The organism is Fulvitalea axinellae (genome assembly GCF_036492835.1).
Taxonomy (GTDB): domain Bacteria; phylum Bacteroidota; class Bacteroidia; order Cytophagales; family Cyclobacteriaceae; genus Fulvitalea; species Fulvitalea axinellae.
The window spans coordinates 98384-112560 of sequence record NZ_AP025317.1 but is presented as its reverse complement, the minus strand read 5'-3'; the positions used below and the strand labels follow the sequence as shown (position 1 = coordinate 112560).

The window sequence follows — 14177 nt, the reverse complement described above, 5'->3', positions numbered from 1 at the left end:
GTTCTCTAAAACCCCGTTTTTAGACCCTTTTCTTTTTGCCTAAAGAGCTAAAGAAAAAATAAATTTTCGCCGGGACGCGTCCCGAGACCCTTCCCGGTTGATGTGACGGACAAGTCCTATTGTTCGGGATTCGTTTTTCGCGTAACTAGTACTATCGTAAGACGGTAAAAGTTCACGTTTTGCGTTGCGATTGCAGAAAAGTACAATTCTTTATTAATAGAATAAGCACCAAATTTTTCTTGTCATGAATAATCTTTTTGACCTACACGGAAAAGTAGCGGTCATTACCGGAGGCGCCGGGGCGTTGGGTGGCAGTATGGCCGTCAGCCTTGTAAAAGCGGGCGTGAAAGTAGCTATCCTCGACCTTCATGAGGAACCTACTAAAAAAAGAGTGGCGGAACTCAAGGAAATCGGCGGTGAGGCCACGGCTTTGGTGTCGAGCGTGCTCGATCAGGAGCAACTTGAGGCCGCCAAAGACAAGCTTATGGCCAAGTGGGGCAGGGTGGACATCCTGATCAACGCGGCCGGCGGAAATATGCCTGGCGCCACCATCGGTGTTGACCAGACTATCTTCGACCTGAAGATGGACGATTTCCGCAAGGTGACTGACCTTAACCTGAACGGTACCGTAATGCCGACACTTGTTTTCGGTAAAGTTATGGCCGACCAAGGCGAGGGCAGTATAGTAAATATATCATCTATGACTGCGCAGTCGGCGATCACTCGCGTAGTGGGCTATTCGGCCTCCAAAGCGGCGATCGACAACTTTACAAAATGGATGTCTGTGGAGATGGCGCTTAAGTTTGGCGAAGGCGTTCGCGTAAACGCTATTGCGCCGGGCTTCTTCATCGGCGAGCAGAATCGCGCGCTTTTGACTAACCCTGACGGAACGTTCACTGACCGCGGCAACACCATCATCGACAACACGCCGATGAAGCGTTTCGGCGACGCTGAAGAGCTGAACGGGTCGATTCATTACCTCTGCTCTAAGGCGGCTAGCTTCGTGACGGGTATCGTTATTCCGATCGACGGCGGTTTCAGCGCTTTCAGTGGCGTTTAAGCTTATTCAAAAAAAAGAGACATGGCATTAGAACAAACTTGGCGCTGGTACGGTCCGAATGACCCTGTTAGCCTTGACGACATCTGTCAGGCGGGCGCTACGGGCATCGTTACCGCGTTGCACCATATCCCTAACGGCGAGGTTTGGACCGTCGAGGAAATCCAGAAGCGTAAAGACGAGGTGGAAGCCAAAGGCCTCCGTTGGTCTGTGGTGGAGAGTATTCCTGTACATGAGGATATCAAGAAAGGAAAACCTTCGCGCGACGGATACATCGAGATTTATAAGGAATGTATCCGCAACTTGGCCGCTTGCGGTATCGACACGGTTTGCTACAACTTTATGCCGGTACTGGACTGGACCCGTACCGACTTGACCTACAAAGTAGCCGACGGCTCTGAAGCTTTGCGCTTCGAGGCCGACGCGTTCGCGGCTTTCGAGCTGTTTATCCTCAAGCGTCCGGGCGCGGAGAACGATTACGCTTCGGAGCGTAAAGAAAGCGCCCGCCGCTATTTCGAGGCGATGAGCGAGGAAGATATCGCTTTGTTGACCAAAAATATCATCGCCGGTCTTCCGGGAGCCGAAGAGGGGTATACCCTTGAGGAATTCCAGAACGTATTGGACGAGTACGCCAATATCGGTGACAAGGAATTGCGTGAGAACATCGAGTATTTCCTCAAGGAAATCATTCCAGTGGCTGAGGAATCGGGTGTGCGCATGGCTGTTCACCCTGATGATCCTCCATTCGAAATCTTGGGATTGCCTCGCGTAATCAGCACCGAGAGCGATTTGGAGTGGTTCCTTGGCGTGGTGGATTCCGTGAGCAACGGATTCACGATGTGTACGGGATCGTTCGGAGTGATCGAGGAAAACGACTTGGCCGGAATGGTCGATCGTCTCGGGCACCGCATCAACTTCGTACACCTGCGCAGCACCAAGCGAGACGCCGACGGAAATTTCCACGAGGCGGACCACTTGGACGGCGACGTGGACATGTACGGCGTGATGAAGGCCCTTTTGGCCGAGCAGTACCGCCGTTTGGACGAAGGCCGTGCCGATCGCGGTATGCCGATGCGTCCGGACCACGGACACAAAATGATTGACGATTTGACCAAGAAAACCAACCCTGGCTACTCTTGCATCGGTCGTCTTCGCGGTCTTGCCGAATTGCGCGGTCTTGAGCTTGGTATCGAGCGTACGATCTACGCCGACAAGATGGAGGCTCAATTGGCCGAATTGAAATAAAAAATTTAGAAAACCGGACCGGAATATAGGTCAGGCGTGCGGTGGTTAGCGGTTATATGGAACTTTGGGATTGATTTCCTTTTGCATTGTGCGCTTGCCGTTTCCGGCCGGTTTTCAAACTTATGCGGAAAAGAAGGGAGGGTTTTTCCGCGCATACAATTTTCAGCGTCGCTGTGTGCGGCGCGCTATACGATTCAGTTATGGGAAAAGTCGTTACTTTCGGAGAAATCATGTTGCGTTTGGCGACGCCGCATAAGCAACGCGTGGCTCAAACGTCTTCGTTCGACGCGCATTATGGCGGAAGTGAGGCCAACGTGGCCGTCGCTTTGGCCGGTTACGGATTCGACGTGTCGTACGTAAGTCGTGTGCCAGACAATGCGCTGGGCAAGGCCGTGGACATGGAATTGAGAAAATACGGGGTCAATACCCGGGATTTGGTGTTTGGCGGCGATCGCCTCGGCATTTATTTTCTGGAGCCTGGAGTAGGATGCCGTCCTAGCCAAGTGATCTATGACCGCGACGCTTCGGCCTTCGCTACATTGGAGCAAGGCCAAATCGATTGGGACAAGGCCTTTGACGGCGCCGAGTGGTTCCACTTTACCGGCATCTCGCCGGCGGTTTCCGAAGAAGCCTGCGCCACTACCTTCGAGGCTGTAAAAGCCGCCAAAGAGCGCGGTTTGAAAATCTCGATGGACTTGAACTACAGGGCCAAGCTCTGGAACTGGGGCAAATCGGCCGAGGAAATCATGCCTCAGCTGGTGGAATATTGCGACGTGGTACTCGGTAACGAAGAGCACGTGCGCACGATCTTGGGCGTGGAAGTGGACCGCCAAGAGGGAGAAACCCAGCAAGAATACTACAAAAACATTTGCGACGCGATGGCCAAGCGTTTCCCCGCCAACAAGCAGATCGTGCTGACGATCCGCCGCGGAGATTCGGCCTCGCACAACTACGTTTCGGGCGTACTTTGGGACGAAGGCACTTACGTAGTGGCTCCGGAGTATTCGGTTTCGGACATTGTGGACCGCGTAGGCGGCGGAGATTCGACTATGGGCGGACTCATTGCCGGACTTATCAAATTTGACGATCCGCAGAAAGCGATCAACTTCGCCGTAGCTTCGGGCGCTTTGAAGCACACGGTGCACGGCGACTTCAACATCGCCACTTTCGAGGAAGTGGAAGGGTTGATGAACGGACAGAACCCGGGAAGAGTTTCCCGCTAAGAATATAAAAGCCGGGCGCCAGTGTCCGGCTTTCTTGTTCCGGAGTTTAGGCTTCTGGCTATATCGGTTTCTGAATTTTGCGGAAACCTCTCTTAAATGTTTCCGGCGGGCGTTTTTCCCTCCGGGTATTTTCGAATTACGGTTTTGATATTATCATGAAAAATTTTTTGGATAAGGATTTCGTTTTGGACAACGACGCTGCCAAGCGTTTGTACCACGACTATGCGGCGGATATGCCGATCATCGATTACCACTGCCACCTCGACCCTAAAGAGATCGCCGAAAACAAGGTTTTCTCTTCGATGTCTGAAGTATGGCTCGGCGGTGACCACTACAAGTGGCGCGCTATGCGTACCAACGGAGTGGACGAGCGCTTCTGCACGGGCGACGCCACGGATTGGGAAAAATTCGAAAAGTGGGCAGAGACGGTACCGCATACCATGCGCAACCCGCTTTACCACTGGACGCATATGGAGCTCAAGAACGCTTTCGGCATCGACAAGCTTTTGAGCCCGAAAACCGCTCGTGAAATTTATGACGAGTGTAACGAAAAACTCAAGCAGCCGGAATACACGGCCCGTGGCTTGATGAAGAAATTTGACGTGCGCGTGGTTTGTACTACCGACGACCCTGCCGACACGTTGGAATACCACAAGGCGATCGCCCAGGACGAGAGCTTCGACATCAAAGTGTTGCCGACTTTCCGTCCTGACAAATCGTTCAGTGTGGAGAACGCCGAAGTTTACAACGCTTATGTAGACCGTTTGGCCGAAGCCAGCGGCGTCGAAATCAACAGCTACTCGGCTTTGCTTCAGGCTTTGGAAAACCGTGTGGAATTTTTCCACGAAGTGGGATGCCGTCTTTCTGACCACGGTGTGGAATCTATGCCTTTGGAAGACTACACTGAGGCTGAAGCTTCGGCTATCTTCGACAAAGTGAGAGGCGGAGCCAGCGTTTCGGCCGTAGAGGCTGAGAAAATCCGTGGCGCCGTAATGCACGAATTGGGCAAAATGTACCACGCCAAAGGCTGGACGCAGCAGTACCATATCGGCGCTATCCGTAACAACAACTCGCGCCTGTTCCGTTCGCTCGGACCGGACACGGGATTCGACTCTATCCACGACGTATCGATGGCCCGTCCGTTGTCGAACTTCTTCAACCGTCTGGACGATTCGAACCAGTTGGCCAAAACTATCCTGTACAACCTCAACCCGAGAGACAACTACGTTTTGGCTACCATGATCGGTAACTACCAAGACGGCACTTACCCGGGCAAAATGCAGTTCGGATCGGGCTGGTGGTTCCTGGATCAGAAAGAAGGAATGGAGATGCAGTTGAACGCCCTTTCGAACCTCGGGCTCCTGAGCCGTTTCGTAGGTATGTTGACTGACTCGCGCAGTTTCCTCTCTTACCCTCGCCATGATTATTTCCGCAGAATTCTCTGTAACCTTATCGGTACGGACATCGAGAAAGGATTGCTTCCAGCGGACTATGACCAGCTGGGACAGATGGTCAAAAACATCAGTTACCACAACGCCAAGGACTACTTCAAATTCCATGAAGTAAACCAGATGGTGAACGTATAGATACTCAATGTTGCGAGCCTGTCATGGATTGCGGAGAATTTCGTAACTATGACAGGCGTTGAAAATCGCGATTTTTAAGTAAACGCCGGAGCGGAAAGTGAGAAGGTTTTTTCAAGCGGGGCACCGGCGCAATTTCATTACAGAATTCAAGATGGCTAAGTTCAATAGAATCCAGGTATATACGGCGATGAACGAAACGGGTATGGTTCCCGTGTTTTTTCATTCGGATGTCGAGGTGTGCAAAAGCATCGCAAAGAGTTGCTACGAGGGTGGAGCGCGCGTGTTCGAATTCACCAACCGTGGTGACTTCGCGCACGAGATTTTCGCCGAGTTGGTGAAATACGTCCGTGCCGAACTCCCGGAAATGCGTATAGGCGTAGGCTCGATCGTAGACGGCCCTACGGCTACGCTTTATATCCAAAACGGAGCGGATTTCGTAGTTGCGCCAATCCTCAATTACGAGTCGGCGAAAGTTTGTAACCGCCGAAAAGTGGCTTGGATGCCGGGTTGCGGATCGCTCAGCGAAATCTCGCAGGCGGAAGAGTGGGGTGCCGAAGTGGTGAAAATCTTCCCAGCCAAGCAAGTTGGCGGACCGGAATTCATCAAGGCCGTGAGCGGACCTTGCCCTTGGACGAGCATTATGCCTACGGGAGGCGTAACGCCGGATCGCGAGAGTCTGGAACAGTGGATCGGAGCCGGAGCCTACTGCGTAGGAATGGGTAGCCAGCTGATGGTGAAAACCGCTTCGGGAGAGTTCGATTATGAAGCGATCAGCGCCAAGACTGCACAGTCGCTCGAATGGATCAAGGAAATAAGGAAAGGCGCCTGATTTTTACGGTGTAGCCGATAGATAGGGAAACAACATAAGTCTTAATTTTTCTTTTATGGAAACTCAAAACATTTCACAGGCGCCGAAGGTGGGCGTCGAGAAACCGGCGGGAAAGTACCGTTATAGGATCTTGGCGATGCTCTTTGCGGCCACTACGATCAACTATATGGATCGTAGTATTATCGGTGTACTTGCGCCAACCTTGGAGGATATCTTCAACTGGACCAAAACCGATTATGCGAACATCAATATCGCATTCAAAGCGGCGTACGCCATTGGTATGCTGACAATGGGCGGAATCATTGATAAATTCGGAACACGTATCGGATATTCGGTGTCAATTGCGATCTGGAGTACATTCGGTATGTTACATGCGCTCTTGCGTCCCGCTTTTGGTATGATCGCCTTTATGGGCGCCCGTTTCGGACTGGGATTTGGCGAAGCCGGTAACTTCCCTGCCGCAGTAAAAACAGTTGCGGAGTGGTTTCCTAAGAAGGATAGAGCATTCGCTACGGGAATCTTCAACGCTGGTTCAAACGTAGGCGCTATTTTGGCCCCTATTGCCGTAGCAGCCATCGTGATGGAGGACGGAACCAATTGGCAATACGCCTTTTTGGTGACTGGCGCTTTCAGTGCCCTGTGGGTGATCTCATGGCTGAAAATGTATAAGAAGCCGGAAGAGCATCCGAAAGTATCGAAAGAGGAGTTGGAGTACATCCTTCAGGACCAAACCGATGGAAAAGCCACTGAGGAAGAACCTGCTACCAAGCTTTCTTGGGCCAAAGTATTGCCGTTGCGTCAGACTTGGGCCTTCGGTATCGGTAAAATGACTGACGCCGTTTGGTATTTCTTTATGTTCTGGAGTGGTATGTTCTTCAAGGACACCTTCGGATTCGAGATTAAGGAACTTGGCGCAGCCCTGGTTTTGATCTATATCGTCGCCGACTTTGGTAGTATCGGCGGTGGATATTTGTCTAAATTCTTCATCGAAAGAGGATGGAAACTTAACGCGGCCAGAAAGACATCATTGTTGATCTGCGCTTTGTGTATTGTACCTGTAGTGTTCGCTACATTGACTGATAACCCTTGGATCGCAGCGCTTTTGATCGCTATCGCATCGGGTGGTCACCAAGCATGGTCAGCTAACCTTTTCACCATGGCTTCTGACGTGATGCCTAAGAAAGCCACTGCCTCGGTTGTGGGTATCGGTGGTATGATCGGCGCCGTGACCGGTATGGCGGTTGACTTTGCGTTGGGTAAATACTTAGACGGTGTTGGTTCGGATGCTTATTTCTGGATGTTCTTGGTTGCCGGTTCGGCTTACTTGGTAATTCTCTTGATCATGCACTTGATCAACCCAAGACTCACGGCCGTAGACGAAAACCTGAACGAGGTAGAGCAAGTGGTGTAAGCCTAAAAAATAAGAATGATATAAATAAAACCCGTGGACTCGATTCTACGGGTTTTCTGTTTTTGGACAAGTCCGGAACTTTTATTGAAGACATTCTTCGATTAGAGTAACCCTAAAGAATGTTCAAAGAGCCGGGCAGACATAAACGACCGCGTAATCGCGCAACGGCCTCACCGGCCCCTAAAGAAACGGTGGCGCCAATCCAAGCGATTATGAACGCCACCACTTTTAGGTCGTTGGCGCTGGTGGACGCCTCCAAAGTGTACCGGCGCCGCAAAGATATGACGGAAGAGGGTGAGGCTCTGACAAAGGCCCTAAAAGATCAGCGCCGTGAACTGGAAACGGCCATTGGCGATACGGCGGCATTAAAGCGGGGGCGTTGGCCGTCATACGTGTCTTTTATTTCCGATTATCTGGACGCTTACCACCATCTGGTAGCCCAAGCGGAGAGCAGCACCACGCTACGCGATAATATTTGGGACCGCTTGGTACTGTTGCGGGATATCGAAGCGCAGGTATTCAGGTGGAATTCCGAAAATCCAATCCCAATGGAAGCCTTGGACGAAGCCCGGGAAATGCCTTATCTGGACGTGTATTCAGTCTTGTTGGACGAGATCCAAGAAGAAAGAGCGACCCTTACCCAAGAACTCAGGGCCAAAGGTTTGCCGATGTGTCCTACCTATATGTATAAAACCGGAAAGCCGGGCGACGCCGCAAAACCAAAAAAGAAGGCGGGGCCGGTTTCGGCCGATTTTGAAGAAGGCCAACTGCCCTCTTTTCTAAGGACTTCGGTAGTGAGCGAGGCCAAAAACCAGAAAGAAGAAATGCTTTACAGAAGCTGGGTCGGACAGTTGATGTCGTTCCCCACTGGGTTGTTGCTTCTGACGGAACATGCCAGAAAAACTCGGTCGTTTATGGGGTCGGCCATGAAAGTGAAATTTGGGGGATTGGGGGGGAAGCCCGAGTTTTCCACGTCCGGTGTTTTCAGTAAAGAGTATGTGTTGCCCAGAAGCCTTTCCGCTACTGAATATATGTATAGCTACTCTTCCAGCTCAGGTAACTCATTGAGTTTTTACCCGCCGTATATCACTTTCGCGAGAGCGCTGGCGCAATTTACCGGGGCGATGTCCCAAGACGAAGCCGAACGTCGTTTGTTTTTTGAGGCGGGCTTGCCACAGGGAAGAAGAAAATTCCATCGCAGGAACGCTGATAATGAGGCTGTGGCGCTGGACTACGAAGAAATCGGAACCACGGGGGCTCAAGTGCCTCCGTCCGCTACTTCCGAAAATACCGGAGCGGAAGGCCCTCCGCCAAATATCAATTTCGATACCGTAAAGGACGTTCGTGTGCCGCTGGCGGTTTCCGGTTTCCGTTTTGAGGAACTGGATAAGCCCGACACCGAACCCGAGAATCTTTTTGGCGTGAGGCCCCAACCCGCGGCGGCGGCGGTCTATCGAAATATTTTCTTTATGACTTTTAACCCGGAACTTCTGGATCCCGCTTCGATAAAGAAATTTGGTGAGCAAGGAGAATTCGGGTTTGTGTTCGAATGCCAGTATAGGACGGATATTGACCCGGAACAAGGGACGCCGGGAGCGCAGTTTATTGTCAAATTCCCGAGATCGGGAGTGGGAGAGTTGGAGCAATGGGCCAAGCACCACGAGAAACAGGCTTTCGCGTCCAATTTTATCCGGATGATGGGCCACGAAGCTACGGCGCCAGCTAGTGTTCCTCTTCCAAAGGATTCGGAAATGTTAAGGAAAATGGCAGAAGTAGCTCGCCAAGGCAGTAGTGCAGACGCCGAATTCTTCGCCCATATCTGTACGCATAACGTGGGGGCGGACGAAGACGCCGAAGAGAAATTCAAGTGTATTGTGATGGAGCGGGTCAAGGGCTATTCATATGAACAGATAGAGAAAAAAATAGGGAAGCATCCTACTATCCTTTTCCTAAAAAACCTTTTCCGGAGAGCGGAAGCCCAGAGGGCTTTGGGCGAATTGTTATTGCATGACCTTCTCTTGGGGAACTTTGACAGGTTCTGGCAAGGAATGCACGCCGGAAACGTATTGTTTGATCTGGAATTTAAAGGCGGAGGGCCGGACGTACGCGATTTTGGGGAATCGTTCTCGCCTTACCGTTTCAAAGACACCCCAAACGCCATCAATGGATTGGACCAAACGCTAAGCGCCTATGGTATGCACCTTTTGCTTAGGAGTATTGAAGACCCGACGACATTGGACCGCTATAGGGCGGAAGAGGAAGAATTTTTATGGACAGCCAGAGTCACGGAAGATTATGAACGCAATCCGTTGGCCTTCCAAGCCTTCGCCTCTGATTTGCGGACACGGCTGGCCGGACACCTTCGGAGCTATATCCAGGCTTTTTTACGTAGAAAAGACAAGGCGAAAGCGGGTGAGGAAGTTGTGGGTAAGATAAGTCTGACCCGGCGCGTGATAGCGCCGGTAATGGGGCGTGAGGCGGAACATGTGGATACCATGGCGATGGATATCGGTTTTATGGAGGCTTTGTTACGGCTTAAGACCAAAGCGCCTTTGCTGGAAAACATGCGCAAAGCCCGCTTTGATACTTTCCAACATGAGGCCGTGTTGTTATTCAATAATTGGCAGACGGCTATAGATGTGCTGAACGAGTTCAATGAAAGGGAGATAGTGGAACAGATAGCCTCGTTCAGACAATTTACAAACGTCGTGTCCTCAATGCGTTCCGGACAATATTTCACCTAACCTCAAACATTTGAACGCTCTTTGCTCTTAAGAATATAATTAATCAGATGGGTCGAAATATTGAACGGCTCGGGGGTGTCCCGGGGCCGTTCTCTCTTTTTTAGGCCAATATTAGGTTTCTGTATTTTTCCAAAACCAAGATGGCCTCTAGGTTAAGCTTCGATGAAATTGAATTCACATTATTGAATATTACTCACTTTAGTTCCATCTTGATCCTGTACTAAATCAGCAAGATCTAGATATGGAGATTGACAATCCTTATTTGTTGCTAACTCCGGGCCCCTTAAGCACGACGCCCAGTGTCAAAAGAACCATGCTAAGGGACTGGTGTACTTGGGATGATGATTACAATGTTATTGTACAGCGTATTCGTCATAAATTAGAATCATTAGCTTCAACAGAAGGTGACTACACTTCAGTGCTTATGCAAGGTAGCGGGACGTTCAGCGTAGAGTCCGTAATTGGATCCGTAATCCCGCCTGAGGGCGCATTGGCCGTAATCGCTAACGGAGCTTACGGAAAGCGTATTTCCGAAATTGCAAAATATTTGAATATTAGTCACTATGAACTTTCTCTTTCAGAGACTGAAAAGCCATCGGTAAAGAAGTTCGAAGCGTTATTGAACCGTTACAAGAACATTACGCATGTGGCGATGGTCCACTGCGAAACTACGACGGGAATGCTTAACGATATCCGCCCTTTGGCGGAAGTCGCCAAACGCCACGGAAAAAAAGTGATAGTGGATGCCATGAGCAGTTTCGGGGGCATACCAATGGATATGCGAGAATGGCAAATCGATTTTTTGATTAGTTCGGCCAACAAGTGCATTCAGGGTGTTCCGGGTTTCGGTTTTGTGATTGCCGATAGGCGGGAACTTGAAAATTGCGAGGGATACGCCCGCTCTCTGTCGCTGGATCTCTATTCGCAATGGCAGACCATGGAAGAAAAGGCCGGAAAATGGCGTTTCACGTCTCCTACTCATGTCGTTCGGGCATTTGCGAAAGCACTTGAAGAGCTGGAAGAGGAGGGAGGCGTACAGCAAAGGCATAAGCGGTACCGGAAAAACCAGAAGAGTCTGGTAGCGGGCATGAGTACGCTGGGTTTCGAGCCTCTTTTGCCAAAAACTACTCATTCCCCAGTAATCACCGCTTTCCGATATCCGGAGGCCCAAGAATTTACCTTCGAAGAATTTTATCAACGTCTAAAGGAGAAAGGCTTCGTCATATATCCCGGAAAAGTATCCGACGCCCCGACCTTCAGAATCGGGACAATAGGAGATGTTTTTCCCGAAGATATAGACCGGCTTCTGGAGGCCGTACGACAAAGCATGTATTGGGAAAACGAAGCAAAAGCAAGTCTAAAAAACTAAGTGATCTAGGCTAATACCTAAGACCAAATACCAAAAAAGAGATGAATATAGAATTAGTGGTTTTTGATATGGCGGGTACCACGGTATCCGACAGCGACAACGTCCATAAGGCTTTGATCGAAGCCTTGGCCGAATTTGGAGTGAGGAGCGACAGGCAAGACGCTAACGAAGTGATGGGTTATCCAAAACCCGTGGCGATCAGAATGATATTGGAAAAACGCTTGCCGAATCCGATGGATATCAACGAAGAGATGGTATCGGATATTTACGAGGAATTCGAAAAACGGATGATACGTTTTTACGAAACGGATACTGCCGTAAAGGAAAAGCCCAACGCCAGCAAAACTTTCCGTACGCTTAAAGACGCGGGAATAAAAGTTGCGTTGGACACAGGCTTTGCACGGCCAATCGCCGACGCTATTATCAAACGCCTGGGCTGGGCGGAAAATAATCTGCTCGATTTCACCGTCACCAGCGATGAAGTGGAAAACGGCCGTCCTCATCCGGATATGGTTTTCAAAGCCATGGAAGTGTTAGACGTAACCGAAGCAAAACGCGTTGCAAAAATCGGCGATACGGTTTCAGATCTTATGCAGGGAACCGACGCAGGTTGTTCTATAGTCATTGGCGTTACAACGGGAGCGTATTCCGCAGAGGAACTTCGCCAACACCCGCACACCCACCTGATTCAGGATCTGTCCGAATTGCCCGAAATTCTTGGAATTCATGTCAAAGGATAAAAAACTGGCGGATTGGCTCCGGAACGCGCCAGAATGGGTTTTCGCACTTTTTGCATTCAGCGCGGCATTTTGCACTTATACCTGTATGTACGCTTTTCGGAAGCCGTTCGCCGTCGCTACTTTTGAGGGGGAAATGTTTTGGGGAGTGAGCTACAAAATCCTGTTGGTATCTGGACAAGTGATCGGTTATATGGCCTCGAAATTTATCGGAATCGGGGTTGTGTCTGGGATTAGACCGGAAAAACGGGCTGGCCGGATACTCACGTTGGTCGGTATTTCCGGTATCGGATTATTTTTGTTCGCTGTGGTTCCGGCCCCTTACAATATCCTTTTCCTTTTTGTAAACGGCCTTCCGCTGGGCATGGTCTTCGGTTTGGTTTTCAGTTTTTTGGAAGGGAGAAAAAACACGGAGGTGCTTGCGATCGGATTGTCCGTCACGCAGATTTTTTCTTCGGGAATGGTCAAAAGCATAGGCAAATATTTACTGGTTGAGTACGGAGTCAGCGAATATTGGATGCCGGTAATTACGGGTCTGGTATTCTTCGGACCATTACTCTTATTTGTCTGGATGCTACGCCAACTTCCCCCGCCAAGCGAGGAGGACATCAAGCTAAGAACCGAACGAAAACCGATGAACGCCCTTCAGCGCCGCACGTTGCTCCGCAAGCATTTTACCGGGCTGACGCTTCTGGTTATCGCCTATATCGGCTTCACGACTTTCAGGGATTTCCGCGATAATTTTTCCGCCGAAATATGGACTTCCCTAGGACGCGGTTCGGACGCGATGGTTTTTACAGAAACCGAAATTCCGATAGTACTTGTAGTATTGGCAGTGGTGGGGTTAATGGCCGGCATCCGCAACAACATGAAAGCCTTTATGCTAAACCACGCTTTGGTAATCGTCGGCGGATTACTTACGGGACTTAGCGCGGTGTTTTTCCAAAACCGCCTTATCAGCGCCGAAGTTTGGTTCACGCTTTCCGGCCTGGGGCTTTATTTGGCTTACGTTCCCTTCAATATTATGATGTTCGAAAGGATGATCGCCGCGTTCAAATCCGTGGGAAACGTCGGATTCCTGATGTATATCGCCGATTCGTTCGGGTATTTGGGCAGTGTCGGTGTCTTGTTTTACAAGAATTTCAGCCAAGCGAGCCTTTCGTGGTTGAGTTTCTATATCAACGCCAGCTACGCCTTGGCTGGAATGTCGGTGATTCTGGTGTCGCTCGCTGCGATGTATTTTATCAGAAAACGCCGCCGGTACAATGGCGTCGGGAATGAGCTGGAGCTTATTCCGGCCGGTTCATAAAATAGATCTTGAATAATGTGGCCTTTTCGTCGGTCTTGTTTTCCACGGAATGCAAAAGGCTTCCGTCAAAGTAAAGCGTATCGCCAGCCGACATCGGATAGTCTTCGTGTCTGATGCCGTAATGTACTTGACCGCTTACCAGATAAATCAGCTCAAGGCAATCCGTAGCCACCGGCGGACGATAAGTTTTGGCGTCAACCTCAACCAAATTGACTCTAATATCCGACTCGGGAATACTTTGGCTCAAAAGGTTGAAATACGTCAGGCCTTCCGAGTCCTCGCGCTCTTCCGCTATTGTCTCGCCTTTTCGGATATGGATAACTTCGGAGCGGTCATTGGCGGTGACCTCCCGTACCAAGTCTTTCATTTCCACCTCCATCGCCTTGGCGATATTGAAAAGAACGGGTATTGAAGGAATAGTTCGGAAATTCTCAATTTTGGAAAGCAAACCCGGAGTCACGTCACTGCGGTTGCCCAGTTCCTGAAGGCTAAAGCCTTTTTCCAAACGTATTTCCTTAATCACTTTTCCTATGTTACTCAGGTTTGAGTCTTTAATAATTCCCATGGAAAGATATAGTCGTTGATTGCCCCGCTAAAATATATAAAAAGCCTTTAAAACCGATCTTGAAATCGGGAAGAATCTTATATTTTTAAAATATAAAAACAT

11 protein-coding genes are annotated in these 14177 nt (G+C 50.0%); 10 read left to right on the top strand and 1 reads right to left on the bottom strand.

Features of this window, described 5'->3' with window-relative positions:
• Positions 1 to 244 precede the first annotated feature (244 nt).
• The 10 genes from AABK39_RS22670 (at position 245) to AABK39_RS22625 (ending at position 13510) form a co-directional block, all read left to right on the top strand.
• Positions 245 to 1060 carry an SDR family oxidoreductase gene (locus AABK39_RS22670; protein ID WP_338395499.1) on the top strand — a complete coding sequence of 272 codons (816 nt, stop codon included), beginning with the start codon at positions 245 to 247 and terminating at the stop codon, positions 1058 to 1060.
• A 21-nt stretch (positions 1061 to 1081) separates the two neighbouring features.
• Complete coding sequence (gene uxuA / locus AABK39_RS22665) at positions 1082 to 2302, top strand: mannonate dehydratase (protein WP_338395497.1); 1221 nt, start codon at positions 1082 to 1084, stop codon at positions 2300 to 2302.
• Between the two features lie 200 nt (positions 2303 to 2502).
• Complete coding sequence (locus AABK39_RS22660) at positions 2503 to 3525, top strand: sugar kinase (RefSeq protein WP_338395495.1); 1023 nt, start codon at positions 2503 to 2505, stop codon at positions 3523 to 3525.
• Positions 3526 to 3680: 155 nt separating this feature from the next.
• Positions 3681 to 5111 carry a glucuronate isomerase gene (uxaC, locus tag AABK39_RS22655; protein ID WP_338395494.1) on the top strand — a complete coding sequence of 477 codons (1431 nt, stop codon included), beginning with the start codon at positions 3681 to 3683 and terminating at the stop codon, positions 5109 to 5111.
• Between the two features lie 151 nt (positions 5112 to 5262).
• A complete protein-coding gene (locus tag AABK39_RS22650) occupies positions 5263 to 5940 on the top strand; it encodes a bifunctional 4-hydroxy-2-oxoglutarate aldolase/2-dehydro-3-deoxy-phosphogluconate aldolase (RefSeq protein ID WP_338395493.1) in 678 nt (225 codons plus the stop codon).
• Positions 5941 to 5995: 55 nt separating this feature from the next.
• Positions 5996 to 7351 (top strand): MFS transporter, encoded by a 1356-nt coding sequence (locus tag AABK39_RS22645; protein ID WP_338395492.1) that lies wholly within the window; start codon positions 5996 to 5998, stop codon positions 7349 to 7351.
• Positions 7352 to 7470: 119 nt separating this feature from the next.
• Complete coding sequence (locus AABK39_RS22640) at positions 7471 to 10095, top strand: hypothetical protein (protein ID WP_338395491.1); 2625 nt, start codon at positions 7471 to 7473, stop codon at positions 10093 to 10095.
• A gap of 247 nt (positions 10096 to 10342) precedes the next feature.
• Positions 10343 to 11464 (top strand): 2-aminoethylphosphonate--pyruvate transaminase, encoded by a 1122-nt coding sequence (gene phnW / locus AABK39_RS22635; RefSeq protein WP_338395528.1) that lies wholly within the window; start codon positions 10343 to 10345, stop codon positions 11462 to 11464.
• Between the two features lie 41 nt (positions 11465 to 11505).
• Positions 11506 to 12204, top strand: coding sequence for a phosphonatase-like hydrolase (locus AABK39_RS22630; RefSeq protein WP_338395490.1), 699 nt, complete (start codon positions 11506 to 11508; stop codon positions 12202 to 12204).
• Complete coding sequence (locus AABK39_RS22625) at positions 12191 to 13510, top strand: DUF5690 family protein (protein ID WP_338395489.1); 1320 nt, start codon at positions 12191 to 12193, stop codon at positions 13508 to 13510. The genes AABK39_RS22630 and AABK39_RS22625 overlap by 14 nt, the downstream gene beginning before the upstream one ends.
• Here the strand turns inward: AABK39_RS22625 and AABK39_RS22620 are convergent.
• On the bottom strand, positions 13491 to 14075 hold the full coding sequence (locus tag AABK39_RS22620; protein ID WP_338395488.1) for a helix-turn-helix domain-containing protein: 585 nt from the start codon (positions 14073 to 14075) through the stop codon (positions 13491 to 13493). The genes AABK39_RS22625 and AABK39_RS22620 overlap by 20 nt on opposite strands.
• Positions 14076 to 14177: the final 102 nt, after the last annotated feature.

Excerpts from the sequence above, each read along its gene's own strand:
- AABK39_RS22670 (WP_338395499.1), top strand. The coding sequence starts at position 245 with ATGAATAATCTTTTTGACCTACACGGAAAAGTAGCGGTCATTACCGGA.
- uxuA (WP_338395497.1), top strand. The coding sequence starts at position 1,082 with ATGGCATTAGAACAAACTTGGCGCTGGTACGGTCCGAATGACCCTGTT.
- AABK39_RS22660 (WP_338395495.1), top strand. The coding sequence starts at position 2,503 with ATGGGAAAAGTCGTTACTTTCGGAGAAATCATGTTGCGTTTGGCGACG.
- uxaC (WP_338395494.1), top strand. The coding sequence starts at position 3,681 with ATGAAAAATTTTTTGGATAAGGATTTCGTTTTGGACAACGACGCTGCC.
- AABK39_RS22650 (WP_338395493.1), top strand. The coding sequence starts at position 5,263 with ATGGCTAAGTTCAATAGAATCCAGGTATATACGGCGATGAACGAAACG.
- AABK39_RS22645 (WP_338395492.1), top strand. The coding sequence starts at position 5,996 with ATGGAAACTCAAAACATTTCACAGGCGCCGAAGGTGGGCGTCGAGAAA.
- AABK39_RS22640 (WP_338395491.1), top strand. The coding sequence starts at position 7,471 with ATGTTCAAAGAGCCGGGCAGACATAAACGACCGCGTAATCGCGCAACG.
- AABK39_RS22630 (WP_338395490.1), top strand. The coding sequence starts at position 11,506 with ATGAATATAGAATTAGTGGTTTTTGATATGGCGGGTACCACGGTATCC.
- AABK39_RS22625 (WP_338395489.1), top strand. The coding sequence starts at position 12,191 with ATGTCAAAGGATAAAAAACTGGCGGATTGGCTCCGGAACGCGCCAGAA.
- AABK39_RS22620 (WP_338395488.1), bottom strand. The coding sequence starts at position 14,075 with ATGGGAATTATTAAAGACTCAAACCTGAGTAACATAGGAAAAGTGATT.